Genomic DNA, 26,702 nt, shown 5'->3' on the forward strand with positions numbered 1-26,702 from the left:
GGGCCATCTTGCGCATGTTTGAGTCTGTACCGTGACCCGGCCGGTCAGTGCAGTTTTGCGGTGCCGTCGGCCGCGACGACGACCTTGACGCCGGCGATGTCATCGCGCACCGTGTCCGCCGCGGCGGCGGGATCGGTGATCACGGCCAGCACACGCGCGTCGTCGGGGGTGCGGACGGCGAGGAACGCCTTCTCCGGCTGTCCGTCCCGGTCGAACGGCGTGGTCCACGACTCGACGGTGCCGGTGCCCTCCCAGTCCACCAGGCCGACGGTGGTGGGCTCGGAATCGACTTCCGCTTGAACGTCTTCCCAGCGGAACTCGCTGCTGCCGGGCTCGGTGCTGTAGACGCCGAAGCTGTGCTTGGTCAGGTAACCGCCGTTGGCGGTGATCAGGCCACGCCGACCCGGGTTGGCGGTGAGCAATTCGGCCATGGTGGCAATGGAGTGCGTGACGTAGTTGCTCCACGGCCCGCCGGCGAAGGTCAGGCCGCCGGTGACGGTGAGCGGACGGGCCGGGTCGTCGGTGGCCAGGCCCAATTCGGCGGCCGCGACCTGGACGGCCGACGGAAAGCATGAGTACAGGTCGACGTAGTCGACGTCGTCGATGCCCAGCCCGGCCAGTTCGAGAGCCCTGCGTCCGCCGATCCGGATCGCCGGTGAGCGGTGCAGTTCGCCGCGCTCGGCGATCGCCGAGGTGTCGTGGGCGTCGGTGCCCGCCTGGGGGTACACCCAGCGTTCCGGGGGTACCTGCAACTTCCTCGCCTGCTCCACCGAGGTCAGGATCAGCGCGGCGCCCTGGTCGACCATGTTGTTGGAGTTCATCAGCTTGGTGTACGGCCAGCTGATCATCCGGTTCTGCGGGCCGGGTTGCCGGATTTCCTCGGCGGTATGGGGCCGGCGAATCCACGCGTGCGGATTGTCGGCGGCGACAGCGCTGAACCGCGCCCACAATTCGCTGACCCGCGTGCTGTGTTCAGCCACCGATTCCCCGTTGGCGATCCGCAGCGACTGTTCGAACAGCGGGTAGACGAAGGAGGGCCGGTCCAACTTGATCTTGATCTCGGCGTCACCGGCCATCGGCACGTCGTCGCCCGCGACCTCGGGCATCGGCACGGAGTTGTCCTGCTCGGTCCACACCAGGCGGCGGCCCTGCTTCTTCAGCGCGTTGCGGGTGCGCCACGTTTCGGCGGCCGAAATCAGCACGACGCCGGCGTGGCCCCGCTGGATGTCCAGGCAGGCCCGGTTGACCAGCGACTGAGGAGTGTTGCCGCCGACGCTGCTGTAGCTCGCGGTGAACTTCGTCAGGCCCAGGCGCTCACCGAGCAGCTGGCCGGGATTGCGGTAGTGCGCCGACAGCATATGCACCGCTCGGATGGAATCGACCGCCTCGATCACCCGGGCGTCCGCGGCCTGCCTGGTCGCGGTGACCATCAAATCGACCGGTTCGATGGACGGTTGGTCGGGGTCTGGGTCGTCGCGGTGGTTGACCTGGCCGTAGCCGATCAGCACCGGAGTCCTGGGATCCACGGGCATGGCTCGAACCTATCGCGGCGGGGTTAGGCCCGCATCGCCGCCCGAGTGTGAAGCCAGCTTCACGCTCGGGGGTCGAGGTCAGGCGGGAGAGATCAGGCCGGGCCGGTCCGGTAGATCGACTTCAGCGTGCGGTAGGCCTCCAACCCTTCGGGGCCCAGCTCGCGGCCCATCCCGCTGGCCTTGACGCCGCCGAAGGGGGCGCGCACGTCCAGGGCGTAGTCGTTGACGCCGATGGTGCCGGTGTGCACGGCCCGCGCCACGGCGGTAGCACGGTCGACGTCGGTGGACCACACGGTGCCGGCGAGGCCGAATTCGGTGTCGTTGGCCAGTGCGATCGCCTCGTCGTCGCTGTCGTAGGCGCTGATGGTGAGCACCGGGCCGAAGATCTCCTCGCGGGCCAGCCGGTCGGAGTTGTCGACGTCGGCGAACACTGTCGGTTCCACGAACCAGCCGCGCGGTTGCTCCTTGGGAATCGACCCGCCGGCGACCAGCCTGGCGCCGCTGTTCTTGCCGACGTCGATATAGCCCAGCACCCGTTCGCGTTGCCGCGAGCTGACCATGGGACCGATTTCGGTGCCCGGATCCAGCGGGTCGCCTACCGCCATGCTCGCGGCCAGTGCTGCGACGGCGTCGACGATCTCGTCGTAGCGCGATTTCGGGGCCAGGATGCGTGAGCTCAGGTGGCAGGTCTGGCCGTTGTTGACGAAGGAGGCGTTGCGAAGTCCGCGCATCGTGGCGTCCAGGTCGGCGTCGTCGAGGATGATCGCCGCAGACTTGCCGCCCAGTTCGAGGGTCACCGGCCGCATCAGGCGCCCGCAGGTCTCGGCGACCAAGCGACCGGTGGCCGTCGAACCGGTGAACGCGACCTTGTCGACACCGGGGTGTGACACCAGCGCCGCGCCGACGGCCGGACCGCCCGACACGACATTGAGCACGCCGGGCGGCAGTCCGGCCTCCACCGCGGCTTCCGCGAATACCAATGCGTCCAAGGCGGTTTCGGGTGAGGCTTTGAGGACCACGGTGCAGCCCGCGGCGAGCGCGGGCGCCACCTTCATCGCGGCCAGGGCCTGCGGGTAGTTCCACGGCACGATCGCGCCCACCACCCCGACGGCCTCCCGCCGCACGATCGTGTGTCCGGTCATGCTCGGCCGCACTTCTTCGACGGGAACCTCGGTGACCAGCTGCGCGTAGTACCGCAGCAGTAGCCCCGGGAATGCACCGTTGGCGCCGCGCGACAGCCGGATGGGCATGCCGTTCTCGCGCGTCACCAGTTCACTGGTTGCCTTGGCCCGTGCTTTGAGCGCATCGGCCATCGCGTTAAGCAGGCCGGCGCGAAACTCGGGTGAGCTGGCTCGCCAATCCAGTAGCGCCCGGCGCGCGGCGGCGACGGCGGCGTCGATGTCGGATTCCCTGACGACGGCCCCGTCGCCGAGCGGTTCGCCGGTCGCGGCTTCCACCACGGTTTCGCTGTTGTCGGCGGTCTGGAACCGGCCATCCACAAAAAACTGCGCGAGCGAAGATGTCACGGGCGTGCCTCCTGTGGCTACGACGGCTCCGTTGCCTCCGGTGCGAACAGTACGCCTTCGCCGATCAAGGCCTCGACTTCATCGGGACTCATGCCGAGCAGCTGTTCGCAGATCGCCCGGGTGTCCTGGCCCGGCTGTGGCGCCGGACGTTGCAGTGCGGGCGGGATATGGCGAAACGGAGCCGGGCCGGTTTCGGCAGGCAGCACCCGTGCGATGAGCGGATGTGTCATGTCGCTGAACAGGTTTCGCTGCAGCAGCTGCGGATCCTCGAGGATGTCGGGTGGCCGGTTCATCGGCCCGGCGGCCACCCCCGCTTCCTGGAGTGACTGGGCCGCCTGCAGGGGTGTGCGGGTGCTGGTCCACCGCCTGAGCGCGGCGACCAACCCGGCCTGGTCGTCGGCCGCCTCACCCAAAAGCGATGCCAGACAATCCCATTCGTGGTCCTTGCCGATTGAGACGACGCACCATTCGTCGTCACCGAAGCACGGGCAGACCGCGTGCACGCTGGTGTCGGTGCGGATGTCGGGTAGGCCCGCGGCCAGCGCGCCTTCTGTGACGAACAAGGTGTCGAGTTGGTTCACCACGACCTCGGCCTGGGAAATATGGACGTGGGCACCTTCGCCGTCGCGGTCGCGGCGGATGAGCGCGGCCAGAGCCAGGACGGCGGCGATTCGGCCCACCACGTGGTCGGGGAAGATCGTCGTCGCGTCGTAGAACGAGTGCCGGGCACCCTCGGACCGGGCGTCATCGGAGGTCCACACCCGGGTGGCGCCCGTCGTCGCGCGCACCAGTGGGCCGTAGCCCAGCCGGGTGCTCCACGGGCCGGTGCTGCCGAACGCGCTGCTGCCGGCAAGCACGATCCGCGGATTGAGCGCGGACAGTGTGTCGTAGTCAAAGCCAAGGGAGGCAAGGGTTCCCGGCTTGAAATTGGCGAACACCGCGTCGGCCTCGTTGACCAGGCGCGCGAAGATCTCCCTGCCTTTCTCACTGCGCAGATCGATGCCCAGGGCGCGGTGATTGCGGTGGGCCCAGGCGAATGATTCGCTCATCGCGTCGCCGGCCCGCGCCTGGCGCAGGCCGTCTGGATACTGCGCCGACTCCACCTTGATGACATCGGCGCCGAGGTCGCCGAACAACCGTCCCAGTTCGCCGCCGGCGACGATGATGCCGAGATCGAGGATCCGCAGACCCGCGAGCGGATAGCCGCCGGTGGAGCCGGACGGTGGCGGCACCGGTGCGGGATCTGCCGGCCACCGCGGCGGGTCGTGCCCGACCGCTGGCGCCGGTGTCCGAAAGCCGCAGTGCTCGCCGTCGACCACGAAGTAGCCGGTCGGCACCCGGGCGTGGACGCCGGGCACGAGTTCGGCATCGGTGATGGCCCCCACCTGCTGGAAGTGTTCGGACGCCAGGATCCGCGCCGGGGTGAGCACCGCGGCGATGGGCACCCCGTGCGCCTGCCCGGCGGACACCAACTCCTTCATCGTCTTGCCGGCGAACAAGGTCTCCACCAGCAGACTGATCTGCGGCCACGCCGCGAACCGCGCGCCGATGGCTTCGTACTTGGGATCCTGGAAATCCTCCGGCTCCCCCAGCCAACGTCGCAGCCCGCGCCATTGGCGCGGCGCCATCACGCAGAGCCGGACGTAGCCGTCCTGGCACGGATAGATCGGATAGGCGTCCTGGTTCTTCGGGCGGCCGCGCCACCGGCTGCCGCTGCGCACGCCGGCGGCGGCCTGTCCGTGCGCTCCGAACGCCGGGTCCAGCGCCATGACCACCGCGTCGAAGCGCGAGAAGTCGATGAAATCACCTGTCCCACAACGCAATCGATTGTAGTAGGCGGCAAGTGCGGCCCAGGCGGCCTGCGCCGCCGCGGTCGCCGAGGCGATACCGGTCGGTGGCAGCACGGGCGTACCGACGGTGGGACCGGTGCGGGACAGCGACCCTGACATGGCGTAGAGCACCGCGTCGGTGGCCCGCCAGGACGAACGCGGTCCCGTCGCGCCGAAATCGCTGATCGCCAGCACCACGAGCTGTGGATACCTGTCGGCCAGATCGGCGCCGGATGTCCCGTAGCCGGCGGCCTGGCCGGTGTCGACGAGGATGTCCGCCGCGGCGGCCAGGTCGTGTAGTTGCCGGCGATCGCCGTCGTCGTCGGGGTCCAGAACGGTGCTGCGTTTGTTCGCGTTGTGCACGGCGAAGGGGATGCTCGCCCCGGCCAGGGTCGGCAGCGTTGTGCGCGCCGGGCTGCCGCCTGGCGGCTCCACCTTGAGTACGTCTGCCCCTAGATCGGCCAGCAGGCGGGTGACCGTGTCGGCATCACCGGCCGACAAGTCCACGACACGGACCGCGTCGAGGAGCTTGGGCATGGCATCACCGTAGCCAAACCAGTGTGCGGCGATACCGCACCTCCTCCGCCGGCTGTCCGCCGTACACCCTGCTGCGCTCTGTCCCGTCGGGTTGCCAGCCGTCGCGTTCGTAGAACCGGCGTGCCCGGTCGTTGCCGCGCAGCACCCACAGGGCCGCGGCGGTAAACCCGCGGGCCGTCAACCGTGCCCGGGCAGCGTCGATGAGCAAACGGCCGATGCCGGTGTGGAGGTGGGCCGGATCGACGTAGAGCGCCATCAGTTCACCGAGATCCGCAAGTTCGTCGTCCCGGCACAGGCCGACACTGGCAAAGCCGCATATGGTGTCCTCGCGCACGGCCACCAGCGTGGACGGTATTCGCAGGCCCACCCGCCCGAAGTCGTACCGCGACGTCCATGCTTCGGGTGTCAGGCCGTCCAGATAGTCCTGGTCGATCAGGCCCCGGTATGCCGACCGCCAGGATCGCACGTGCACCCCCGCCACCTCGGGGGCATCGGTGGGGACGGCGTCGCGTACCTCGGTCACCGTTGCAGTATCCGGCGGCCTAACGTGTCTGGCATGACAGATTCGGGATCGGTCGGGTTGAAGGTGCGCGACAAAGTGGTGGTGGTCACCGGCGGAGCGCGGGGCATCGGGCTGGCGACGGCGACGGCGCTGCACAAGCTGGGTGCCAAAGTGGCAATCGGTGACATCGACGAAGCGACGGTCAAGGAATCCGGTGCTGACCTCGGCCTCGAGGTGTACGGCAAACTCGATGTGACAGACGCGAATTCGTTCGCAGATTTCCTGGATCAGGTTGAACGTCAGCTGGGGCCGATCGACGTGCTGGTCAACAATGCCGGCATCATGCCGGTGGGCCGGATTATCGACGAGCCCGACGCCGTCACCCGCCGCATCCTCGACATCAACGTCTACGGCGTGATCCTGGGCAGCAAGCTGGCCGCCCAGCGGATGGTCCCGCGCGGGCAGGGCCATGTCATCAACATCGCCTCACTCGCCGGCGAGATGCACATCGTGGGGCTGGCCACCTATGTCGCGAGCAAGCACGCGGTGCTCGGCTTCACCGATTCCGCCAGGCTGGAGTACCGCTCGGCGGGCGTGCATTTCTCCTCCGTGCTGCCCACATTCGTCAACACCGAACTCGTTGCGGGTACCTCCGGGATGAAAGGCTTCCGCAACGCCGAGCCGGCCGAGATCGCCGCCGCCGTCGTCGGGCTGATTGCGCAGCCCAAGCCGCGGGTGCGGATCACCAAGATCGCCGGGGCCATGGTCACGTCGCAGAAATTCTGGCCGCGCCGTGCCGCCGAGGCGTTGAACCGTCTGATCGGCGGTGACCACGTCTTCACCGACCAGATCGACGTCGAAAAGCGCCGGGCCTATGAGGCACGTGCGCGCGGCGAGGAGTGAACTCGTAAGACGGAGTTCATTTGAGGACTCGACAATCGGGTAGATGAGCTCCATGAGTCCTGAGACCATGCCCGCGACCCTGCCCGATGAAGAACTGGAACTGATCCACGCCTACTGGCGGGCCGCGAACTACCTCTCGGTCGGTCAGATCTATCTGCTGGACAACCCCCTGCTTGCCGAACCGCTGGCCGCCGAGCACGTCAAACCGCGGCTGCTCGGACACTGGGGCACCACGCCCGGGCTCAACCTCGTCTATGCACACCTGAACCGGATCATCCGCAACCGCGACGCGAACGTCATCTACATCACCGGACCGGGCCACGGTGGGCCCGGACTGGTTGCCAACGCCTATCTCGAAGGCACCTACAGCGAGGTGTACACCGGCATCGAAGAAGACACGGACGGGCTGCGCAAGCTGTTCCGGCAGTTCTCCTTCCCCGGCGGCATCCCCAGCCACGTGGCTGCGCAGACTCCGGGGTCGATCCACGAGGGGGGTGAACTCGGATACGCCCTGGTGCACGCGTATGGCGCGGCGTTCGACAATCCAGATCTGGTGGTCGCATGCGTGGTGGGCGACGGCGAGGCGGAGACGGGGCCGCTGGCCGCCAGCTGGCATTCCAACAAGTTCCTCAACCCGGCCGTCGACGGCGCGGTGCTGCCGATCCTGCACCTCAACGGATACAAGATCGCCAATCCCACTGTGCTGGCCCGCATCCCGGAGGCCGAGCTCGAATCATTGATGCGCGGTTACGGCTACAGGCCGATCACAGTGTCCGGGGACGACCCGAAGAGTGTGCACCGGCAGTTGGCCGCCGCACTCGACGACGCCTTTGACGATATTGCGGCGATTCAGCGTTCCGCGCGCTCCGGCTCCGCGACCGAGCGTCCGGTGTGGCCGATGATCGTGCTGCGTACGCCCAAGGGCTGGACCGGTCCCAAGGTGGTCGACGGCCACCAGGTGGAGGGCACCTGGCGTTCCCACCAGGTCCCGCTGGCCGCCACGCACGAGAATCCCGAGCATCGGGCTCAGCTGGAAGAATGGCTGCGCAGCTACCGCCCCGAAGAGTTGTTCGACACCGACGGACGATTGCGATCTGAGCTGAAAGCCGTTGCACCGCGGGGTAATCGACGTATGAGTGCCAACCCGCACGCCAACGGCGGCGTGTTGCTGCACGACCTCGACCTGCCCGACTTTCGCGACTACGCCGTGCCTGTCGAGCACCCTGCGGCGGCGACGCACGAGGCCACCCGAGTGCTGGGCACGTTCCTGCGGGATGTGATCACCCGCAACCCCGATCGATTCCGGCTGATGGGGCCCGACGAGACCGCGTCCAACCGCTTGGACGCGGTATTCGGCGCCACCAACCGGGTGTGGGTCTCTGAGACGGAGCCCCAAGACGATCACCTCGCTCCCGACGGCCGGGTGATGGAGGTGCTGTCGGAGCATCTGTGCCAGGGCTGGCTGGAGGGCTATCTGCTAACCGGCAGGCACGGGCTGTTCAATTGCTACGAGGCGTTCGTGCACATCGTCGACTCGATGCTCAATCAACATGCGAAGTGGTTGGCTACCACGTTGGATCTGCCGTGGCGACGGCCGATCGCGTCGCTGAACTACCTGCTCAGTTCCCATGTGTGGCGCCAGGACCACAACGGCGCGTCGCACCAGGACCCCGGTTTCATCGACCTGGTCGCCAACAAGCGCGCCGAGCTGACCCGCGTGTACCTGCCGCCGGACGGCAACACCTTGCTGTCGGTGGCCGATCACTGCCTGCGGAGTCGCAACTACATCAACGTCATCGTCGCGGGCAAGCAGCCGGCGCTGTCCTACCTATCGATGGAGGATGCGGTGCTGCATTGCACCCGGGGGCTGGGGATCTGGCCGTGGGCCAGCACCGCGACCGCCGAGCCGGACGTGGTGCTGGGGTGTGCCGGCGACATTCCGACACTGGAAATCCTTGCGGCGGCGGATATTCTGCGGCGTGAATTGCCGGACCTGGCCGTGCGGGTGATCAACGTGGTCGACCTGATGCGGCTGCAACCGGATTCAGAACACCCACATGGGTTGCCCGACAACGAATATGACGCACTGTTCACCCGAGACAAGCCGGTGATCTTCGCCTATCACGGTTATCCCTGGTTGATCCACCGCCTGACCTACCGTCGCGCCGGGCACCACCACATGCACGTGCGCGGCTTCAAGGAACGCGGAACCACCACAACGCCTTTCGACATGGTGATGCTCAACGACCTGGACCGCTTCCACCTGGTGATGGACGTGATCGATCGCGTCGACGGATTGGCCAGCCGCGCTGCCGGCTTGCGCCAGCGGATGGCGGACGCGCGGCTGTCCGCGCGCAGCTACACGCGTGAGCACGGCGAGGACGACCCGCAGATCTCGGGATGGACCTGGCAGGCCATGTGAGGCGCGCGGGCTACGCGCCGCGTGATCACCCCTCGCACATGAAGGGGAACCCGCACGATGGCCGCTGAAGCGCCTCCGGCGGCGGTGCATCGGGGCCCTCGCAGACGGAGGGCGACAGCCGTGACCGTTTTGTGGACTCAGGCCGCCCGCATCGTCTTGCGGGCAGCACTGATACTCCCCATCGCCTCAGCGTGAGGTGTTGACCGGTCACTCAAAAGGGTGGCGGGTCGTCGTTGGGGTGTGGTGGTGGGTGGTTGTCGGCGTAGGCGAAGTGGTCGGCGGTGGTGGAGTCGGTGGCGGTGCGGGCGTTGTGGTTGGCGCGGCGTTCGGCGGCGACGCGGGCGGCGCGGTCTTGGGTGCGGGTGCGGCGGCGGGTGGGCATCATCGCGGTGCGTTCGGCGCAGTAGTCGGCCGGTGGGGTGGTGTGGGCTTCGGGGGCGGGCATGCCGCCCACGGCGTGGCACAGGCTGGGAAACAGCAGCGCGGAGCCGGGGGTGGTGACGTGGGTGTCTCCGCCCGGGGAGGTCAGGATCAGGGTGCCGTCGGCGAGTTGCTGCTCGGTCCAGCCCCAGAACGTTTTCATCAGATGGTGTCATCGACTGGCCGAAATACTCTTCGCTTCACGGGGTCTGTCGGACCTGTCGCCTATTGTCGGGGCCACGAGAAGGGAGAGCAATGGACGAGTACGAGTGGGGCCACGCTTCGGTGAGCTACCCCGACTGGATCGGCACAGCGCAACTAGACGAGAAGCTGACTGGGACCGTCGATGTCTACACGCTCACGGGGGTAGATCGCGATGAGTTCGCCATCATCGGGCTGGATTTCGGTGGTGGCGAGTCCGGCATGCACCAACCCCATGTCATCGCGGTTCGAAGGTCTGAGTTGGGCGACCGTCACATTTCGGAACAGTCCGAGATCCGAGCCGTCGACATTCAAATCCACAACGGTCTGGACCCGTTTGAGTTGCTTCGGCAGATAACGCACCTGCTGGACATGCGGTTTCGCGTCCGTTCCGTCAAGGACGCAACGATCACCATCACCGAGCGTCTTGACGAGCCGCCCCAGGAATAGCGGGCTTACAGATCTGTGTACATCGGCTGATCAGCGGCGTATTTTCATCACATGACCACGCCCTCCGCACCACCTCCTCCGCCTGGTCCCGGTTGGTATCCCCCGCCCGGTCCTCCGCCCTGGCCTGGGCCCAAGCGCAAGAGTGGCCTGTCGGTTCTACTCATCCCCCTGGTTCTCCTGGGCGGTGGGGCGTTGATCGTGTTCGTGTTCTTCGTTGCCGTGGTGATGGTGTTCAGCTCGGGTTCCGATCACCACTCGGCTCCACCATCTGCCGCTGCTCCATCCACCATCGCGTCACTGCCATCGCAGGCCCCACCCGGCGAGACCATCCAGCAGTGGGCGACTCGATCTCATCCGGCCATGGACAACCTGTCGGCCACCTTGATGAGCGTCGGTCAGGCCTTCACCGAGGGCCGGATGGCTGACGGTCGTGTCGGGTGTCGGCAGCTCGCCACCGATGTCAACAACCTGGCGGCAGTGCTGCCGACTCCGGACGCTGCACTGACCCGGGAACTGCAGGGCGTGGTGACCAACTACCGCCAGGCCGCTGCGATGTGCCAGAGCTTTGACGAGTTCACACCGGCGTCCTACATCCAGCAGGCCCGGCAGTACCTGAACTCCGGGAACGCCAACATGGAGGCTGCCACCACGATCCTGGCCAACCTGAATGCGCGGGCTGGCTGAAAGTCCTTGACCACTGGGCTGTTGCGCATGTAGGTCATCAGCAGGGCTGCTTGCTCCTCATTGAGGATGGCGTAGGTGCGTTCCTGTACTCCACCTGCAGTTTCAAAGGGTCGCGTTTCAAACGCGACCCCTCCAAACTCCTCGAAGTCCTCCTGGTTGTTGCGGATCAGCTCCAATACGTTCTTGTGCTGAACCTCGCAACCCTGAGCAACGATCTCTGAGGTGGTGAAGAGTCCATCCTCGGCAACGAGAACGATCTGGACCTGCGGTTTATTTTCCGCGTTTCAAACGTGGAATTGCCCGGAGCAAACTCCCCGAAGGCCGCTCACTTTAGCTCGCGGCGGTTCGGCGCTTGAGCCTGGTGCTGCACTCCTCGCACTCGAATGTGGCTGCGCTCTGCGGGACCGTCTGCACGTGCTGGCAGTTGTGGCACTTCACCTTTACGGACTCCTCAGACGCAGTGACCGCCACGGCCCTGCTGGCACGGGCGTAGCGGTATCCGCAGTGTTTGCAGACCTTGGCTTCGGCCAGGATCGTCTCGGCGCAGTCCGGGCACTTCTTGGTTCGGGCTTGGGCTGACTGAGCGCTGGTATTCATAGGGCGTTGGGGAACGTCGTCCCAGGCCTGGCCACTCCAATAGCGCTGACTGCCACTGCCCTCTGGGTCGGGATACCACCCCGGTAGGGGTTGCCTGGGGGGCAGAGTGCGCATGAACAGCTCGATGATGACGCCCAGGCCGCCGAGCAGGAGGCCCAGGAGGAAGCCCTCAGACCAGTGACGGTTCTTGGAGTTCGCGATTGCCACCCCGAGGGCTGGGCACACCAGCCACAGAAGTATCCAGACTTCGGTGCTCACCTTCTCGAAGTTAGACCTTGACGACGGGACTCCGGAAGACTCAGGCGTCCGTTGCGGCCTCATCCGGCTGGGCTGGCGGCTGCTGCTGGCCATCCCGAGAGAAGCGCCGCTGGGCGTCCATCAGCATGCGCCTGGCCTCTGCTTTTGTTAACTCACCTGCCGCAACGAGGCGGGCCACGGCGAAGAGGTCGCGGGTATCGACCAGGACGCCGTTGACTGTCTGAGCAAACACTTCGACGTCTTCTGCCTGGCCTCCCATGAGGAGCGGACGCTGGTCGGGCGGTCTATCCAAGAACTGATTGACCACGTACCAGACCGCATCGGGCGGTGACCCGTTCTGCACCTGGTAGATGCCTACAAAACGATTGATCTTCTGGAAGTCGCTGGTTTTGCCTCCGCCGACATAGCCTTTGACCTCGGCAAGCGCTCGCCAGGAAGTCTCCGGGTCTGTCACCCGGAGGTCCTCTAGTTTCGGGCGCGTACTGCCGGATTTGAGATCTTCGGCCGCACGTTCCTTGTCGACGTCAACAACATCGAAATCCAGGCGATGAAGCATGTCATGGACGGCATCCACGAGTTCCTCACCCTGGCCCGTGAGCAAGATTCTCTCCTCGCGATTGTGGCGGTCCCGCGCTTCGGTTAGTGCCAGTTCTCGGGCCTCTACCTCAGTGGTCAATTCGGCCACTCGCTGCTCCAACTCTGTCCGCGCAATCTCCACCTGCTTCTGAAGTTCAAGCTCCTCGTGAGTCATCCAGTCCTTCGATCTGGTCCAATCTGGTGGCCCAGGGAAGCGGGTGGCATCCTGCTCATGCCAGTGCAGCATCGCGGCTTCGATCCAGGCTGCGAAGTCGAAGTCGACGTCCTGAGCTAAGACGGGCAGATACCAAACTTCTTGGATGTTGGGATGGCTGTATATGGCAGCGAGCGTATTTCCGTTCGATGTCATCACCAGCGGCTCAAATCTGGTGTTCATAGAGTCGTTGCCCCACGTGCTCCGCAGCACCGTTCGTTCGCTGCTTCGCGACGCGAGGAGCGGAATGAGTGTCCGCTTGACGAGGGAACGCAGAGGGGGTGGACACGTCTCCGGGATCATCAGCTCCCCAGCGACCGCCCGAGACAGAACCGGACCGGGGCTTCCGTGGATACCCATCGAAAACGTGCTGGCCGGATCGCCGCCAAACTGCAGAACGCGAAGATGCCGCTGCCCATCACCTCCTACATTGAGGCGTGTGTTGCCGCTAGACACGACCTTCTGCCACACGATGACCACATCGCGTTCATGGGGAGGATGCCGGTTCATTGCTTCGCAGCTAAGAAATCCAACGGCTGCAGCAGCTGCCTGGGCGACCGGATGCTCTTCCGTGCAGCCCGCGACAACGGCCCGGGGACGCGCTTGCTCGTTGTATACAACCGTCACGTCCGCATATTAGAGCTGGCTCTCTCGGCTTCTTTGCGAAACGCCGAAAGGCCCCCGATGATCTCGGAGTCACGCTGGTACTGCGACCACCGGTCAGGGATCTGGCGGTAGGCGTCAAGGTGATAGGCCACCACCGGGACACCGTGCGCCTTGATGTGGTCGATGGCCTCGGAGATGCCGGGTGTGAACCACCCATGGGTATGAACCCAGACGAACAAGTCGGACTGCTCGGCCTCGGCCCTGATCGTTGATGCGGCAGTCTTGGGCTCTTGCAGCCTGATGACCTCATGGCGCAGGGCTTCCAGTGACTTCGCGTGGTGTGACTCCGAGGAGTAGGACACCCCAAAGTTCCCGAGAAAAGCTACCCGCATGGGTGTGGTTCTCCTGTGGTCAAGGAGGTTGCCGCGATCTCAGAGTCTTTACAGCGGCCTGATTTTGGGTAGGGAGTACCACCCAGATATGCGGCAAGTGTCGCAGTAGATCAGTCGCGAGTCACGTCAATTGACATGACAACTTTTCGGAGATTTCCGCCGTGAGGCAGCAGCACCGGTTGATGCGGTCTGCGGCTTCTCATCACGCAGCTGCCGAACATCAGAGAGCTGATACATCGGCTTGTCTGCCGGGCCGGTCCAGGTGAGGCTGTCAGTCCCGTCGGGTCGTCGGTACTTCACTGGGATGAGCTTGCGTCCGTGGCACCAGCTGCGAAATGTCCGTGCTGGCACCGGCTGTGAGAATGCCGGAAGCACCACGTGTAGCAGCTCATGCTGAGTGAAGGACCAGTCCCCGATGTCAGTGAGCGCCTGCGCAGTCACCTCTTGGACGTTGTGGGTTGTCTTGCAGGCCGGGCATTTCACCTCGTTGGCTTCACGATCAGCCATCAGGGCCACACCACAGGCATGAGGGTGGACCTTGCGGCAGTCCTTCTTGTGCTCCTGGTCTAACTGTGCCGGGCATGGCCCACAGAACCGGCGTGGCCGGGGCCGGTCAATGAGGTGCTCGATGTCGTCCACCAGCTCCTTGATCTCCCGGTAGGCAACCCCCGCACCCTCATCGGAGGCAATGGCGGAAACATGGACTGAGAGCCATTCTGCGGCGTCGACGGGCGTTGCCCTGTAATCCACTGGCAGCCGTCGCCATTCAGGAAGCAGAGGGCCAATGAACGCCATTTCCACCGACTTCAGGGGCACCCAGATGATTCCCCGCTGTTCGCAGAGATCCCTGACCCACTCCGACAGCACCGATTCGGCGTAGGCGAGTAGGTCGCTGGCCTTCTCGTTGAACTTCAGGGGGGCTTCGTCGGTGCGGCTGTAGCGCAGCAATTGCCCGAACTTCGCCTGGCCCGTAGCTGCCTCGTAGAGGTGTTCCAGCCAACCCGGTGAGCGCTCCCCATGGGCAAGCGTCGCCCCGGCCAGGGCGGTGAACATATCCCGCAGTTCTCGGGTGCAGATTGGGCACAAGAACATCTGCGCCCTGCGTGAGCACTTCTGGCACTCGGTCAACTGGCCCTCCTGTGGTGTCGCTTGCTCCGCCATCGCTTCTGGGCATCTCGCTGGCACTGCTTGCACTCGTTGCTTGGCGTGGTCCCCACGATGAGAAGGTCATGGCCCTGGCGGCATAGCAAGCGTCGGTCCCCGATGGGCTGACCGGCTTTGAGTCCCCTGCGCTCCTTCTCGCCGAAACCACCCCAGATGCCGAAACCTTCATCGTGGGTTAGGGCGTGGTCCAGGCATGCCTGCTGCACCGTGCAGGTGAAGCAGACCCTCTTGGCCGCACGGCAGCTGCCACCCTGCTCCGGGAACCACCACTCGGGGTTGGCGGTGCCACGGCAAGCTGCGTCCTCTGGCCATGAGCCGTCAGCGATCAATAGCCCACCCCCTGAGCCCAGGCCTTACCGTTGGGATCGAGGTAGACCTTGACGGCCTCGGTAATCGGCTCCCCGGTCTCAGCGTTGACGAAGGTGCCCCAGCGATAGGGGTCGTAGGTGACACGCACGTCGGGATGGAAGTCCTCTTCAAACAAGACTCCCCCTATGACTCCGGCGTGAACGTTCTTGCGGTGCTCCCTCAGAACACGCTGGCGACCTGATTCCCGGACTACGAACCGAGCACCGCCGATGATGACCTCACCGGCATGGGCTACGACCAGCCCTGCGTGTTCGCCGTCGGTTGCCCTTAGTGACCACCCGGCCCGATGCAGGTTGCGGTAGGCGAACACCTGCTGGCCTGACCTCACTGGTGGCCGGTGCCGATACCTGGTGAGGGTCATGCAGCCGCCTTGAGTTCAGCACGCCTGCGGCGCTGGTGGTCGCGGTCGCAGGTGCGGCAATGACGGGAAGTACGGTGCAGCCGGGTGTTCTCAGCGGTGTACTCGTGTCCCGCTGGGCAGTGGGTCTTGCGGGCGTGCAGAGCGGTCAGACCTTGTCCCCGCAGGATGTTCACACGCTGCGTCACCGCTTCCAGGTGGTCTGGCCTCACGCACAGGGTGTTGCGGCACAGGTGGTCAACAGTCAGTCCAGCCGGGATCGGACCGTGGGCGGCTTCGTAGCCGAAGCGGTGGGCCAGCATCTTCCACCGGCCCAGGGAGGATTTCATCTGCAGCAACCCGTAACCCGCTGGCCCGTTGGTCGTTCCCTCCCAGACCCAGCATCGGGACTCAAGGAGATCAGACCAGGGGCCGTTGACGTTCACGCGACTCCAAAAGAGGGCGAGTGCGGGGCTGGCTGAGCGGGTCATTGGACACCCCCGACCCCTTGTGAGCCGGGATGTTGACCCGTTGGAGGTCCCCCCTCACCCAAATCCCTTGAGTGATAAGGGTTCTTTTCTATACATACCTCTCCCAGGAGAGGAGTTATATGTGTACCACTGGGGCCTTGATGGTTAGAAAGATGCTGGTCAGAGGGGGTTTCCTGGTGTAGGGTGAGTGTTCCCAGGAGAGAAGCACATTCAGCAGGGTCGGCAAGAGAGTAGATAGCTGCCCTGCCTTTGTTGCCCAGACCCACCCACGTTCCCCGCGAGTGTTGAACCAGAATCCCCTTGGCGGTCAGGGATCGAAGAGCATCGACGGCACCCTTGTGGGAGAGGCCGGTGAGTTCGGCGACAAGGCGACCAGGGAGGGTGACCTTCCGGAACTTGCGGCGGGTGACTTCGGAGCAGGCGACGCCCAAGACATCGGCCTCCGAATTACTGAGGTCGAAGCAGGGATTGGCGATTGCGTGGGACCACAGCTCAGCCGTGAGCAGAATGTCCCTCTCCCGCTGGGGGTTAAATCCCTTGGCGATGTTCTCCACCGCTGCATTCCACGCACTCGACAAGAGGCGGTCCACGGTGGCCCACTTCTGTTTGCGGCCCCGGCGGTGGGTGAGCACCCGCCACAGTCGGTTGGCTGTCTTGCCTTCTGCGGTCTTGATGCCGTCCTGGACGAAGTTTCGGAACTCGGTCTCGGTCCAGTGGTTGGCCACTGCACTGGTGGCCGCCTGATGGAACTGCCGCCAGGCTGGCCTCATATCGTCACCGGCATCCGGAATGCCGGGTGCGTTGGCGATGATTTCCAGGGCCTCCATTGACAGCGGGCTGCGGGTTGTTATTGCTACCATGGGAATTGACTCTCCTTTGACGTGGTGGTTATAGGGATGTCGCCGAGGCCTCTGCCGCAAGCGGGGGCCTCGGTCTTTGTGTGGACTGGGAACATAGAGGGCGACAACGGGTCTCAGATGATGCCGTCGAGGAGCTGGGAGACCGTCATGCCGCCGAAGGCTTGGCCATAGCGGTGCAAGGTCGGCAGCGTCGGCATGTTCTTGCCCCGCTCCCAGCCACAGACTCGGCCTGCGTTGGCCGTTGTCTTGGCTAGTCCCAGAAGCCCGGCCATCTCAGTCTGGCTAATTCCCAGATCTTTTCGGAGTTGGCGTAGTCGCTGACCGAGTCTGGTTGTCGGTGGTCTCTCGACTCCGGAGCCGATGACTTCAAACGGCACGATGGTGAAATCGGCGGGCAAGGTCATCGGGACCACCCCCAGATCTGCAGGGCAGCAAGGAATCCGCCGACAGTGCCGCAGAGGATGAAGACGAGCCAAGGCGATACGCGCACCGTGGGCCACAGACGAATTAGCCGGTTTGTCATGCTTCCATGTCTTTCAGGTAGATGATCGCGCTCATCGAAAGTCCTCAGGTGTGCTCGCCGAAATTCCTCACCTGTGAGCAGCGGTCAGTGTAGTTGTTGACGGGTACCGGTGGTGGTTCGGCGCAGGGTTTCCGCGGCGGCGTGGTGGTCGCGTAGGCGGTAGGACTCGCCGTCGAGGTTGATGACGACCGAGCGGTGTAGCAGACGGTCGAGCATGGCGGCCGCGACGGTGGTGTCGCCGAGGATCTCTCCCCAGGCGCCCACGCCGCGGTTGGTGGTGATGACGATGCTGGTCTTCAAATACCGTTGGGAGACAACCTGAAACAACGCCGACGCGGCTTCAGCGGGCAGCGGTAAGTACCCCAGCTCATCGATCACCAGCAGCGTCGGGCCTGCGTAGAACCGCATGGTGGTGGCCCAGCGTCCTTCGATGGCCGCGCGGTGGCAGCGGGCGGCCAGATCGGCGGCGGTGGTGAAGTAGGTCCGGTAGCCGGTATGGGCTGCAGCCCTTGCCAATCCGACGGACAGGTGGGTCTTGCCGGTGCCTGGTGGCCCGATGAGCAAGATGTTGGTCGCCGATTCCAGGTAGCGGCAGGTGCCCAGCTCGTCGATGAGTTTGCGGTCGATGCCAGCGGCGGCATCCACGTTGAAGTCGGCCAGGGTGGCCGGGGTCGGCAGGCAGGCGAACCGCAATCGGCCGGCCAGGCGGCGGGCGGTGCTGGCCTCGACCTCGACGGCCAGTAGCCGCTCCAACGCGACGGTCAGCGAGAGCCCCTCGGCGGTGGCCTGATCAAGCACCGCGGGTAGGGCTTCGGCGGCCGCGGCGAGTTTGAGTTCGGCCAGATGTGAGCGCAGCTGTTGATACCGGGAGGCGGCGGCCGACGGCGACTCCTCAGTGGTGGCCGTGGTGGTCTTCGGAGTGCGTGGCGTGGAGGTCATTGAATGGTCCTGTTCTGGGCGGCCCGCTCGTAGGCGGATAGATCGATGACAGTGGAATCTGTTGATGGAGTTGATGTTTCAACGGCGGTGGTGGATGGCTGCTTGAGTGCACGCAGTTGTGCGGCAGCAGCTTTGGCGACCGGGCCGGGTGGGATGCGTTCCTTGCGGCGGTGCGGGCGTCCGGTCGCGGCGGTGGCCATGGCTGCGGTGTCCAGGGCGATGACATGTCCGCTGTCACGCACCATCACCCCAAGTCCGTCAGCGGCCATGCGGTGGCGGGCGATGACGATCCCGCTCATGGTGGCGATATCGCAGAACTCGCCGCCGACCGGATGGCTGACCACCACCTGGGCAGCGGCGAGTTCCGGGGGTACCGAGTAGCGGTTGCCGCGGTAGGACACCATCGCCTGCCGCGACGCCGTGCGGGCCTCGGCGACGATCACCGGATACGCCTGCGCCGGCACCGCGGATAGCGGTTCGGTTTTGGCCACTACCGCGACCGAGGACCGGCCATCGGCGGTGGCCCGCAGCCGGGTGTCACCACGCACCCGGGCGAAGCGATCCAGGTCGGCCTGGGCCTGTTCGGCGGTAGCCTCGTCGGCCAGGGTGCGCCACCAGCGCTGGGCGGCGGTGTGATTAACCTTCTCCACCACGCCCTTGCGGTTGCCGCGCCGGGCCGGGCAGATCGCCACCGCAACCCCGTAGTGCTTGGCCACCCCGGCGAACGACGCGGTCACCCGTCCCGAGCCCGGGTCGCAGACCGTGGCCATCCGATCGAATCGCCACACCCGCGAGACGCCGCCCAGGCCGCGGGTCACGCGGTCCAAGCCAGCGACCAGGTGCGGTTGATCCTCGCTCGACGCCAAATACCCGCGCCATTTCCCGGAATGGGCCAGCGAGCCGACCAGCAAATGCGCGGTCTTGCCCCAGCCCCACGCAGCTGGTGGATCGGGCAATTCCAGCCAGTCCCATTGGGTTTCATCCCCGGGTGCGTGCGGGATCACCGCGTTCGGCCGCTGGGTTGCCGTCCGGCAGGCTTCACAGACCGGACGCAGGTTCCGGGTGCGAATGTTGCGAGTCAGGCTCTGATACGACAGGCCGAACCCCAGGTCCTCGAGCTCGTCGTGAAGGGTGCGGGCCCACAGATGCGGGTCCTCGATCAGCCTGGCGGTGACGTAGTCGACGAACGGGTCGAACGGATCCGGGCCGGGCCGCGCCCGGACCCCGGGTTCGCCGTCGCCGGCCAAATACTTGCGGACCGTCTTACGGTCGAAGCCGGTGTGGCGGGCGATCGCCGAAATCGTCCAACCACGCTTGCGCAGGGCATGTACTTCCACATCGTCCTCCCATGTGAGCATGAGAAAGCGGGCCTCCTTCGGTGAAGCAACTGGCGTCAGACACCAGCAGCTTCGAAGGAGGCCCGCCCTTCTCGGCGGAGCCACACGGGTGGGGAATTTCGATGAGCGTCAGTGGGGAATTTCAGCGAGCGCGGTCATAGACAGGGATTGCATCCAAATCCAGTTCGGTGCCACTGATTTCGGCCTCGAAGATCGCAATGGCGGCGATGTCGTGGAAGGGGTCCAGGCACCGCCCACCAAAGCCGAAATAGGGGTCGAAGCTCCGGCACGTCGGACAGGAACGGTCGGGGTCGGGAACCATCCGCTTCGGGGCGCTCATGATGCGGCCTTGATGCGGACTGGTCGAAGCAACTCGGCCAGCTTGGTCCGCTGTTCGGGGGTCAGCGGTGGTGCGGTGGCCAACACTTTGGCCACGAACGCCTTATGAGAAGAGGGGGAATCGGGCATGACGCAGCTCCAAGACGGAAGTCAACAGGGAGTTCGCGACTTGCCAGGAGATCGTGCCTACCAGGAGGCCGGTTCGTCCTTCGGGGGTTCTCGCCCCTCGATGGCGATATCTGCATCTCGCGGAGAACGCTGCGGGCGCTGTGCTGGCCGATGCGGAAGGATTCGAGTCGGGTTAGTTGGCCGAGCGCACTTCTAATTTTACGGTCCGGTAAGGGGTTTCGTGGGCTACGGCCAAAATTTCTCTAACATTCCTCATCGTTCCAGCTCAGGAGCTATCTCCTTGGGCCTAACGCCACTCCACCGACAGCCGGTCTGGGTTGAAGACGTGCCCACCTTTGCCCACCGGGGCCACGGTGATGGTCACCAACAGGTTCACCACCGCCCGGAACCGATCCGGGCTGAGCTGCTTGACGGCTTCGACAGCTTCAGGCTCACCCAGAGGAATGTCGGCAAGGACTCGCAGCCTTTCGGCATCCTGCTGCTTGCGCTCGATAACAGCCAGCTTCTCTGCCACACGCTCCTTGCGGGCTGCCAGACGACGGCCATCAATGACGCCGTCGTCGTACTCGGCTTCGGCTTCCTCGATCTGGCCGTAGAGCGCCTGGGCCTCGGTGCGTAGGGCTTCGGCTTCGGCCTCGTCGTGGATCTCAGCCTTGAGCAGATCAGCAGCGTCAGGCTTTGCCAGCCTTCCGCCGACGATGTCATAGACCAACGGGACGACGTGCTCGGCGCGGATGGACACACCACGGCAGCGCCTGCATGTGTAGGTGATCGCGTGAGCCCGTGGGCCACCAGCCTGTTTCTGCATCACCCAGTTGCCTGCGAGGTAACCACCGCAGTCGGGCTTCCCGCACTGCAGGACACCGGTCAGCGGGTGCTGGCGCACCGTTTTCTTGCCCGGTGCTCGTCCCGGTGCATTCAACAGAGACTGCGTGGCCTTCCACGTTCCCTCGTCCACGAGACCCGGCCAGGTGCCCTTGCCCACGATCTGGCCCTGATGAGACCGCAGCCCGCAGTTCCTCGGTGAGCGCAGGAACAAGGAGACGGTGGACGCCGACCACGGCTTGCCGGTGAGCCCGTGCTTGCCTGCTGCGTTCCATGTGCGGGCCACATCAGAGATAGAGCCACCGGCCAGCACACTGGCGTAGGCCTCCCTGACCATCGGGGCAGTGACTGGGTGGGGCTGGCGTTGGTCGTCGTAGCCGAAGGCCCTGACCCACTGAGGTCGGCCAGCCTCAGCCTTCTGCTGGGCGGCACGGACCTGGCGGGCACGCTTGTGCTCGATCTCGTGCGCCGCCACCGACCCCTTGAGCCGGGCCACCAGTCGCCCTTGGGCGGTGCTCAGATCGACATCCCCGGAAGCCGTCGCCAGAGCGAGGTGACGTTCATCGGCCAGGGCCATGAAGCCTTCTAGCTCGATAGGTCGGCGGTGGAGGCGGTCGAGATCCCAGCACACCACCGCGACGATGCGGCCTTCTCTGATGTCGGTGAGCATCCGCTCATAGGCGGGACGCTTCTTGCCCGACGACGCCGAGATGTCGTTGTCGATGTACTCCACCGGCTCCCAGCCCTTGGCTTCGCAGAGGGCTAGGCAGTCCTCGCGCTGGCGGCTGACACCTAGCTCCTGCCCTGTGTGGTCGCTGGATATGCGCAGGTAGATGGCGGCTTTTGGGGTGCTCATGTCTTAAATGTACTTGAGATAATCGTTGCTGTGTGCGGCAGTAGCACTTGAGGTTGCCGGCATGGGTGGGCCCGCCCTGGGCGTAGGGGATGGTATCCAGATCGCAGCCGGTGGCCGGTACCTCGCAGCCGGGCCAGCGGCACGTCAGATCCCGGGCCCGCACGAAATCGGCCAACCCCGCAGACGGGGTGTAGTGGGGTTCGGGGGCGGCGTAGCCGGGATGGATCAACGGCACCTGTTTGGCGGACAGCGCCAACTCGGCCAGCAGTTCAGGGGTGATGAGGTCCTGCCCGCCCAGTAGGTAGGCGGGGCTGTCGGCGTGCCCGTTGAGGGTGGCTTGTTCGGCGATCACCTGAATCACCACCGGGCCGGACGGCTTGCTGGCGGCGGCGGTGCAATCGGGACGGCCGCATTCACAGCCCAGCCGGGTCGCCGCAGCGGCCAGCGCCCCCAACGCATCAGCGCGGCGCTGGGCGGTGGTGCGCGGATCATGCGGGCACACCGTGGCCGCCAACACCGTCAGCCGCGCCTCCACGGCCCGGGCGTCGGTGCTGCGCAACCGGCCCTCGATCGGGCAGATCCCGTCGGCCGGCGGACCGATCCACACCTCCCGATCAGCCTGCGCTTCTTTGCGGCGGCGCAGCGCATCCACATCGGCGCGGGCCACGATCGCATCGACCTTCTTAGCCAGCCGCCCCCGGCTCAACGACGGCCAGCGCGTCACCCGCGCGGCGATCGCGGCGTCCACCGCCGCCAGCACCTGCGGGTCCTCGATCAGATCGGTACGGAACACAATCGTCGAGAACGCCTCCAGATCGATATCCCCGGCACACAACACCGCGCCCACCTGCGGTAGCCGCTCACGCATCGCCCGGGCATAGCGCACCTTTGTCTCCGCACGGCCCTGACTGATCTTCAACCCCGCGGCCACCTCCCCAGCCACCGCCTTCATCGTGTCGATCGCCCAGTCCTCCCGCTCCCCACCCCGGGCCAACCGGTAGGCGAACAACTCCCCAATCGCCACCAACTCCGCGGCCGTGGCCTGATTGACCAGTCGCGCCGCCGCGCACACCCGCGTCACCCACCCACGCGATTCCGCGGTCTTGCCCAGCAGGCCCTCGCGGTGTTCGAACATCTGGCCCATCAGCGCATCGAAACGCGCCATCCGCTCGGCCGCGGTCAGCTCGCTGAACGGTTTCCCCTCCCACGACGAAGCGGGCATCGGTTCGAACATGTGTGCGATACTACTCGGGCCCGCCGACAACTCCCCGTACCGGACTCACGCCAGGTCAGAGCCGGTCTTTCACCGCCGCCGACAACCTCGAGCCGTCCGCGGGGCTCGCATATCGACGGATTACTGCGGCCGGGACTGGACGGTTGGTGGCATGGTTCGGTCGCGACGGACAAACCAGGCCGGGCAAGTGACCGCGACGTACCCGACGAAGCCGGTCATCGCACCCGCATGCTCGACGAAGCCGGTCATCCCACCCGCCTGCTCGACGAAGCCGGTCATCGCACCCACGTGCTCAACTAACTGGACCGTTTCCATCTGTGCAGGCAGATGCAAGACTTTGCCGCGTGACGTCCGAGAAGTCTCCCCTGGTCCTGCTGCACGGCATTCTCATGTCGGGCAACGGTTGGCAGGACGTCGTGCCACTGCTGTCCGATCAGCACCGCGTGCACTCGTTCACCACGGCCGGGCATCGCGGCGGGTCACCGGCTCCGCCGCGTCCGGCTACCGTCAGCGATTTGGTTGACGACGCGGAGCGCTACCTCGACGCGCACGGCCTCGAGCGTCCGCATGTTGTGGGTCTCTCGCTGGGCGGCTGGATGGCCATCGAGTTGGCCCGGCGCGGCCGCGCGGCAACCGTGTGTGCGTTCGCCCCGGCCGGATTTTGGTTCTCCGGGGACAGCGCTCAGGCCCACGTGCTCAAGCAGATTCACAAGTTCGTGGCGATTGGGCGGGTCGCGCGTCCACTACGTCCGATGGTCGCTGTCGCAATGAAGTCGGCGACCGTGCGCCGACTCGGCTTGCGGGACGCCGCCTGCCACGCAGACCGGATCACCACGGCCCAAAGCGTCTCGGCCATCGATGACATGATCGGCTGCACAGTCGACGTCGACGACTTTCTGGGTTCCGGTGAACAGATCGCACCGTTGGATCCGCTGCCATGCCCGGTGACCATCGCATGGTCGGGGAACGACGCGATCGTTCCGGTACCGCTGTGCGACCCGATCGCCCGTCGGCGGGTGCCACAGGCTTCATTCACGACCCTGCCGGGCGTCGGGCACGTTCCCATGGTGGATGACCCCGCCTTGGTGGCCCGGACCATCTTGACGGTGACCGGCGCGAGATGAGGCGGGCGTGCTGTGTCCTCCTGCTGCTATCGACTGACTAGCGTGACCTGACGCCCGGTTACTCTGGCCAGATGCCGAAAGTCTTGTCCGTCAACGTGGCTCAGGCTCGCCCGAACCCCGATCCGCGCGCACGATCGAAGGTGACCGGCATCTACAAGGTCCCCACCGACGAGACCGTCCTGGTGCAGGCGCCGGGCAAAACGGGCAGCGGCCTGGCCGGCGACGCCATCGGCAACCCGAAGTTCCACGGCGGCGACGACCAGGCCGTCTACGCCTACGCGCGCGAGGACCTCGATAACTGGGAAGGCCAGCTGAAGCGCACCCTCACCAACGGAATGTTCGGTGAGAACCTGACTACCGCCGGCATCGATGTCACCGAGGCCCTCATCGGGGAACGCTGGCGCGTCGGCAACGACGGTCCGGTCCTGGAAGTCTCCGCGCCTCGCACGCCATGCCGGACCTTCGCGGCGATGCTCGAGCAGCGCGGCTGGATCAAGACCTTCACCCAGGCCGCCATTCCTGGCGCCTATCTGCGGGTGATCACACCCGGTACCGTTCGCGCCGGCGATGACATCACCGTCGCGCACCGCCCTGATCATGACGTCACTATCGGGCTGGTCTTCCGGGCACGCCTATTGCAACCCGAGTTGCTGATCAGGCTCGCAGTCGCCGATGCGCTCTCAGCGGAAATCAAAGCCGAGGTCGCGCAGCGGACCCGCAGGTAGACTCGCGGCAATGTCCGATCACAGCCCAGCACTCCCGCAAAGCGAGCGGTTCCGCCTTTACGCCGACATCGCTGTGGTCGTCGCCGTCCTGGTGCTGACAAACGTGGTCGCGCACTTCACCACGGCGTGGGCGAGCATCGCGACGGTCCCCCTGGCCGCCATCGGCCTGGTGCTCCTGGTCCGGTGGCGCGGTCTGGACTGGGCCGAACTCGGCCTCGGCCGCGAGCATTGGAGATCCGGGGTGGGCTACGCCGTGGCCGCCGTGGCGCTGGTGGTGTCCGTCATCGCGGTGGGTGTGGCGCTGCCGATCACCCGGCCGATGTTCCTCAACAACCACTACGCGACCATCTCCGGCGCACTCGTCGCCTCGATGGTCATCATTCCGCTGCAGACGGTCATCCCGGAGGAGCTGGTTTTCCGTGGGGTGCTGCACGGCGCGCTGCACCGGGCATGGGGTTTCCGCGGGGTCGCCCTGGCCGGATCGCTGCTGTTCGGAATGTGGCACATCGCGACGTCTCTGGGCCTGACCAGCAACAACGTCGGCTTCACCCGCCTATTCGGCGGTGGCGTCTTCGGCATGCTTGCCGGAGTGACGATGGCTGTGCTGGCCACCGGTGCCGCCGGATTCGTCTTCAGCTGGCTACGGCGTCGCAGCGGCAGCCTGATTGCTCCCATTGCGCTGCACTGGTCGCTGAACGGCGTCGGCGCCCTGGCCGCCGCCTTGGTCTGGCACCTGTCGACCTAGACCGCCAAACCGTCGACCTAGACCAACAACACTGCGGCGCCGGCGATCTCGCCCGTGCTCAGGTCGGTCAGCGCACGATCAGCGTCGGCCAGCGAGTACTCCGGTGTGGTGACCTCGATGTGGTGGCGGCCGGCGAAGTCCAGGAAAGCGCGTGCGTCGGCCCTGGTGTTCGAGGTGACCGATCTGATCTGCCGCTCCTGGAACAGATGCCGCTGGTAATTGAGCGTCGGAATATCACTGAGATGAATGCCCGCCACCGAGAGCGTGCCGCCCCGGTCGAGGGCCTCCATTGCCGGCAGCACCAGATCGCCGACCGGAGCGAACAGGATGGCCGCGTCCAGCGGCACCGGCGGCGGATCGGCCGCGCCCTGGGCGGATGCCGCTCCCAACTCCAGTGCCAGGTCGCGCGCCCGGGCTCCGCGGGTCATCACATGCACTTCCGCCCCTTGGGCCAACGCGACCTGGGCGGTGATGTGGGCGCTGCCGCCGAAGCCATACAGCCCCAACCGGCCCCCGGCCGGCAGCTCGGCCCGCAACAGCGACCGGTACCCGATGATCCCTGCGCACAACAGCGGCGCCAGTTCGGAGTCGCTGTAACCACTCGGCAGAGGGTGCGCGAAAGCGGCGGGGACCGTCGCGAATTCGGCGTATCCCCCGTCGGCGTCCCAACCGGTGTAGCGGGACTCCGGGCACAGGTTTTCGTCGCCCCGGCGGCAGTACTTGCACACTCCGCAGGTGTGCCGCAGCCAGGCGATTCCCACCCGGTCCCCGACGTGGAACTCGTCACCGGCATCGGAGCCGACCTCGACGACCTCCCCCACCACCTCGTGGCCGGGAGTGACCCTGTTCCGGTGCACGGGAAGATCGCCTTCGGTGACGTGCAGATCGGTGCGGCAGACCCCGCATGCGGATACGGCAACCAATAACTCCGACGGAGCGGGACGCGGGACCTCGGTAGTGACGCGTTCCAGCGGCTTGCTCTGCATCGGTCCAGGTTGACGCACCCGCCACGCGGTCATGCTGGTGCTGGTCGGGCTGGCGGCCATTACGTCATCA

The 26,702-nt window shown here is 65.7% G+C and carries 28 protein-coding genes and 3 pseudogenes; 7 read left to right on the forward strand and 24 right to left on the reverse strand.

The genetic code is table 11. The annotated features are described in order from the left end of the window. Window positions 1–44 precede the first annotated feature (44 nt). From QXH22_RS20995 to QXH22_RS21010, 4 genes are all read right to left on the reverse strand, one after another. Window positions 45–1,532 (reverse strand): acetyl-CoA acetyltransferase, encoded by a 1,488-nt coding sequence (locus QXH22_RS20995; protein WP_306276841.1) that lies wholly within the window; start codon window positions 1,530–1,532, stop codon window positions 45–47. Window positions 1,533–1,624: 92 nt separating this feature from the next. Continuing rightward, window positions 1,625–3,058: an aldehyde dehydrogenase gene (locus QXH22_RS21000; protein WP_306276842.1), complete on the reverse strand. Its 1,434-nt coding sequence runs from the start codon at window positions 3,056–3,058 to the stop codon at window positions 1,625–1,627. Window positions 3,059–3,075: 17 nt separating this feature from the next. Next, window positions 3,076–5,424 carry a CoA transferase gene (locus QXH22_RS21005; protein WP_306276843.1) on the reverse strand — a complete coding sequence of 783 codons (2,349 nt, stop codon included), beginning with the start codon at window positions 5,422–5,424 and terminating at the stop codon, window positions 3,076–3,078. Between the two features lie 4 nt (window positions 5,425–5,428). Next, window positions 5,429–5,947 (reverse strand): GNAT family N-acetyltransferase, encoded by a 519-nt coding sequence (locus tag QXH22_RS21010; protein WP_306276844.1) that lies wholly within the window; start codon window positions 5,945–5,947, stop codon window positions 5,429–5,431. Between the two features lie 33 nt (window positions 5,948–5,980). Between QXH22_RS21010 and QXH22_RS21015 the strand changes: the two genes are divergently transcribed. Beyond that, window positions 5,981–6,829, forward strand: coding sequence for an SDR family oxidoreductase (locus tag QXH22_RS21015; RefSeq protein WP_306240446.1), 849 nt, complete (start codon window positions 5,981–5,983; stop codon window positions 6,827–6,829). A gap of 43 nt (window positions 6,830–6,872) precedes the next feature. Then, window positions 6,873–9,251 (forward strand): phosphoketolase, encoded by a 2,379-nt coding sequence (locus QXH22_RS21020; RefSeq protein ID WP_306240447.1) that lies wholly within the window; start codon window positions 6,873–6,875, stop codon window positions 9,249–9,251. A gap of 211 nt (window positions 9,252–9,462) precedes the next feature. On the opposite strand, the pseudogene QXH22_RS21025 reads toward QXH22_RS21020, so the two are convergent. Next, window positions 9,463–9,843 (reverse strand): annotated as a pseudogene (locus QXH22_RS21025) (hypothetical protein); the annotation flags it as partial. 83 nt (window positions 9,844–9,926) lie between these two features. On the opposite strand from QXH22_RS21025, the gene QXH22_RS21030 reads away from it, so the two are divergent. Beyond that, window positions 9,927–10,322, forward strand: a complete 396-nt coding sequence (locus tag QXH22_RS21030; RefSeq protein WP_306276845.1) for a hypothetical protein — start codon at window positions 9,927–9,929, stop codon at window positions 10,320–10,322. Between the two features lie 51 nt (window positions 10,323–10,373). Beyond that, entirely contained in the window at window positions 10,374–11,006 is a 633-nt protein-coding gene (locus QXH22_RS21035) for a hypothetical protein (RefSeq protein WP_306276846.1), read from the forward strand. Here QXH22_RS21035 and QXH22_RS30555 read toward each other — a convergent pair. From QXH22_RS30555 to QXH22_RS21120, 18 genes and pseudogenes are all read right to left on the reverse strand, one after another. Beyond that, window positions 10,910–11,263, reverse strand: coding sequence for a Rha family transcriptional regulator (locus QXH22_RS30555; protein WP_371934288.1), 354 nt, complete (start codon window positions 11,261–11,263; stop codon window positions 10,910–10,912). The genes QXH22_RS21035 and QXH22_RS30555 overlap by 97 nt on opposite strands. Window positions 11,264–11,336: 73 nt before the next feature. Further along, a complete protein-coding gene (locus QXH22_RS21040; protein WP_306276847.1) occupies window positions 11,337–11,861 on the reverse strand; it encodes a DUF2510 domain-containing protein in 525 nt (174 codons plus the stop codon). Window positions 11,862–11,901: 40 nt separating this feature from the next. Further along, complete coding sequence (locus QXH22_RS21045; RefSeq protein ID WP_306276848.1) at window positions 11,902–13,278, reverse strand: hypothetical protein; 1,377 nt, start codon at window positions 13,276–13,278, stop codon at window positions 11,902–11,904. Then, window positions 13,275–13,649, reverse strand: coding sequence for a hypothetical protein (locus tag QXH22_RS21050; protein WP_306276849.1), 375 nt, complete (start codon window positions 13,647–13,649; stop codon window positions 13,275–13,277). Before QXH22_RS21050 ends, QXH22_RS21045 begins: the two co-directional genes overlap by 4 nt. Window positions 13,650–13,775: 126 nt before the next feature. Continuing rightward, entirely contained in the window at window positions 13,776–14,702 is a 927-nt protein-coding gene (locus QXH22_RS21055; protein ID WP_306276850.1) for a hypothetical protein, read from the reverse strand. Window positions 14,703–14,773: 71 nt separating this feature from the next. Beyond that, a complete protein-coding gene (locus tag QXH22_RS30560) occupies window positions 14,774–15,142 on the reverse strand; it encodes a WhiB family transcriptional regulator (protein ID WP_371934272.1) in 369 nt (122 codons plus the stop codon). Next, window positions 15,139–15,543 carry a hypothetical protein gene (locus tag QXH22_RS21065; protein ID WP_306276851.1) on the reverse strand — a complete coding sequence of 135 codons (405 nt, stop codon included), beginning with the start codon at window positions 15,541–15,543 and terminating at the stop codon, window positions 15,139–15,141. The genes QXH22_RS30560 and QXH22_RS21065 overlap by 4 nt, the downstream gene beginning before the upstream one ends. Continuing rightward, window positions 15,540–15,869 (reverse strand): HNH endonuclease signature motif containing protein, encoded by a 330-nt coding sequence (locus tag QXH22_RS21070; RefSeq protein ID WP_306276852.1) that lies wholly within the window; start codon window positions 15,867–15,869, stop codon window positions 15,540–15,542. The genes QXH22_RS21065 and QXH22_RS21070 overlap by 4 nt, the downstream gene beginning before the upstream one ends. Before the next feature lie 137 nt (window positions 15,870–16,006). Then, the gene (locus tag QXH22_RS21075) at window positions 16,007–16,837 is read right to left on the reverse strand and encodes a hypothetical protein (RefSeq protein ID WP_306276853.1); all 831 of its coding nucleotides are present in this window, start codon (window positions 16,835–16,837) and stop codon (window positions 16,007–16,009) included. Between the two features lie 146 nt (window positions 16,838–16,983). Further along, entirely contained in the window at window positions 16,984–17,274 is a 291-nt protein-coding gene (locus QXH22_RS21080; RefSeq protein WP_306276854.1) for a helix-turn-helix domain-containing protein, read from the reverse strand. A gap of 203 nt (window positions 17,275–17,477) precedes the next feature. Further along, entirely contained in the window at window positions 17,478–18,332 is an 855-nt protein-coding gene (istB, locus tag QXH22_RS21085; RefSeq protein WP_306276370.1) for an IS21-like element helper ATPase IstB, read from the reverse strand. Next, window positions 18,329–19,690 (reverse strand): IS21 family transposase, encoded by a 1,362-nt coding sequence (locus QXH22_RS21090; protein WP_306276369.1) that lies wholly within the window; start codon window positions 19,688–19,690, stop codon window positions 18,329–18,331. The genes istB and QXH22_RS21090 overlap by 4 nt, the downstream gene beginning before the upstream one ends. A 121-nt stretch (window positions 19,691–19,811) precedes the next feature. Further along, complete coding sequence (locus tag QXH22_RS21095; RefSeq protein ID WP_306276855.1) at window positions 19,812–20,009, reverse strand: hypothetical protein; 198 nt, start codon at window positions 20,007–20,009, stop codon at window positions 19,812–19,814. Continuing rightward, window positions 20,006–20,092 (reverse strand): annotated as a pseudogene (locus QXH22_RS21100) (hypothetical protein); the annotation flags it as partial. The pseudogene QXH22_RS21100 and the gene QXH22_RS21095, both read right to left, overlap by 4 nt. Before the next feature lie 331 nt (window positions 20,093–20,423). After that, a complete protein-coding gene (locus tag QXH22_RS21105) occupies window positions 20,424–21,437 on the reverse strand; it encodes a recombinase family protein (protein WP_306276945.1) in 1,014 nt (337 codons plus the stop codon). Then, window positions 21,423–21,743, reverse strand: a pseudogene (locus QXH22_RS21110) (recombinase family protein); the annotation flags it as partial. The pseudogene QXH22_RS21110 and the gene QXH22_RS21105, both read right to left, overlap by 15 nt. After that, window positions 21,637–22,962, reverse strand: coding sequence for an HNH endonuclease signature motif containing protein (locus QXH22_RS21115; protein WP_306276946.1), 1,326 nt, complete (start codon window positions 22,960–22,962; stop codon window positions 21,637–21,639). The gene QXH22_RS21115 and the pseudogene QXH22_RS21110, both read right to left, overlap by 107 nt. Window positions 22,963–23,172: 210 nt before the next feature. Beyond that, entirely contained in the window at window positions 23,173–23,367 is a 195-nt protein-coding gene (locus tag QXH22_RS21120; protein WP_306240450.1) for a hypothetical protein, read from the reverse strand. A 29-nt stretch (window positions 23,368–23,396) separates the two neighbouring features. Between QXH22_RS21120 and QXH22_RS21125 the strand changes: the two genes are divergently transcribed. The 3 genes from QXH22_RS21125 to QXH22_RS21135 all read left to right on the forward strand — a co-directional run bounded on the left by QXH22_RS21125 (window position 23,397) and on the right by QXH22_RS21135 (window position 25,646). Then, window positions 23,397–24,176, forward strand: coding sequence for an alpha/beta fold hydrolase (locus QXH22_RS21125; protein WP_306276857.1), 780 nt, complete (start codon window positions 23,397–23,399; stop codon window positions 24,174–24,176). A gap of 71 nt (window positions 24,177–24,247) precedes the next feature. After that, window positions 24,248–24,901, forward strand: a complete 654-nt coding sequence (locus tag QXH22_RS21130; RefSeq protein ID WP_306276858.1) for an MOSC domain-containing protein — start codon at window positions 24,248–24,250, stop codon at window positions 24,899–24,901. 10 nt (window positions 24,902–24,911) lie between these two features. After that, complete coding sequence (locus QXH22_RS21135; protein ID WP_306276859.1) at window positions 24,912–25,646, forward strand: CPBP family intramembrane glutamic endopeptidase; 735 nt, start codon at window positions 24,912–24,914, stop codon at window positions 25,644–25,646. A 17-nt stretch (window positions 25,647–25,663) separates the two neighbouring features. Here the strand turns inward: QXH22_RS21135 and QXH22_RS21140 are convergent, their stop codons facing one another. Next, a complete protein-coding gene (locus QXH22_RS21140) occupies window positions 25,664–26,692 on the reverse strand; it encodes a zinc-binding alcohol dehydrogenase family protein (protein ID WP_306276860.1) in 1,029 nt (342 codons plus the stop codon). Window positions 26,693–26,702 lie beyond the last annotated feature (10 nt).

This window comes from Mycobacterium sp. TY814, assembly GCF_030755175.1.
In the GTDB taxonomy this organism is placed as follows: domain Bacteria; phylum Actinomycetota; class Actinomycetes; order Mycobacteriales; family Mycobacteriaceae; genus Mycobacterium.

Coding starts and splice junctions, on each gene's coding strand:
- QXH22_RS20995 (WP_306276841.1), bottom strand. CDS start 1,532: ATGCCCGTGGATCCCAGGACTCCGGTGCTGATCGGCTACGGCCAGGTC.
- QXH22_RS21130 (WP_306276858.1), top strand. CDS start 24,248: ATGCCGAAAGTCTTGTCCGTCAACGTGGCTCAGGCTCGCCCGAACCCC.
- QXH22_RS21120 (WP_306240450.1), bottom strand. CDS start 23,367: ATGGAAACGGTCCAGTTAGTTGAGCACGTGGGTGCGATGACCGGCTTC.
- QXH22_RS21070 (WP_306276852.1), bottom strand. CDS start 15,869: ATGAAATCCTCCCTGGGCCGGTGGAAGATGCTGGCCCACCGCTTCGGC.
- QXH22_RS21055 (WP_306276850.1), bottom strand. CDS start 14,702: ATGTTCACCGCCCTGGCCGGGGCGACGCTTGCCCATGGGGAGCGCTCA.
- QXH22_RS21080 (WP_306276854.1), bottom strand. CDS start 17,274: ATGACCTTGCCCGCCGATTTCACCATCGTGCCGTTTGAAGTCATCGGC.
- QXH22_RS21015 (WP_306240446.1), top strand. CDS start 5,981: ATGACAGATTCGGGATCGGTCGGGTTGAAGGTGCGCGACAAAGTGGTG.
- QXH22_RS21005 (WP_306276843.1), bottom strand. CDS start 5,424: ATGCCCAAGCTCCTCGACGCGGTCCGTGTCGTGGACTTGTCGGCCGGT.
- QXH22_RS21035 (WP_306276846.1), top strand. CDS start 10,374: ATGACCACGCCCTCCGCACCACCTCCTCCGCCTGGTCCCGGTTGGTAT.
- QXH22_RS21065 (WP_306276851.1), bottom strand. CDS start 15,543: ATGACCCTCACCAGGTATCGGCACCGGCCACCAGTGAGGTCAGGCCAG.
- QXH22_RS21095 (WP_306276855.1), bottom strand. CDS start 20,009: ATGAGCGCCCCGAAGCGGATGGTTCCCGACCCCGACCGTTCCTGTCCG.
- QXH22_RS21020 (WP_306240447.1), top strand. CDS start 6,873: ATGAGCTCCATGAGTCCTGAGACCATGCCCGCGACCCTGCCCGATGAA.
- QXH22_RS21135 (WP_306276859.1), top strand. CDS start 24,912: ATGTCCGATCACAGCCCAGCACTCCCGCAAAGCGAGCGGTTCCGCCTT.
- QXH22_RS21090 (WP_306276369.1), bottom strand. CDS start 19,690: ATGCTCACATGGGAGGACGATGTGGAAGTACATGCCCTGCGCAAGCGT.
- istB (WP_306276370.1), bottom strand. CDS start 18,332: ATGACCTCCACGCCACGCACTCCGAAGACCACCACGGCCACCACTGAG.
- QXH22_RS21140 (WP_306276860.1), bottom strand. CDS start 26,692: ATGGCCGCCAGCCCGACCAGCACCAGCATGACCGCGTGGCGGGTGCGT.
- QXH22_RS21075 (WP_306276853.1), bottom strand. CDS start 16,837: ATGGAGGCCCTGGAAATCATCGCCAACGCACCCGGCATTCCGGATGCC.
- QXH22_RS21050 (WP_306276849.1), bottom strand. CDS start 13,649: ATGCGGGTAGCTTTTCTCGGGAACTTTGGGGTGTCCTACTCCTCGGAG.
- QXH22_RS21115 (WP_306276946.1), bottom strand. CDS start 22,962: ATGGGCCAGATGTTCGAACACCGCGAGGGCCTGCTGGGCAAGACCGCG.
- QXH22_RS21030 (WP_306276845.1), top strand. CDS start 9,927: ATGGACGAGTACGAGTGGGGCCACGCTTCGGTGAGCTACCCCGACTGG.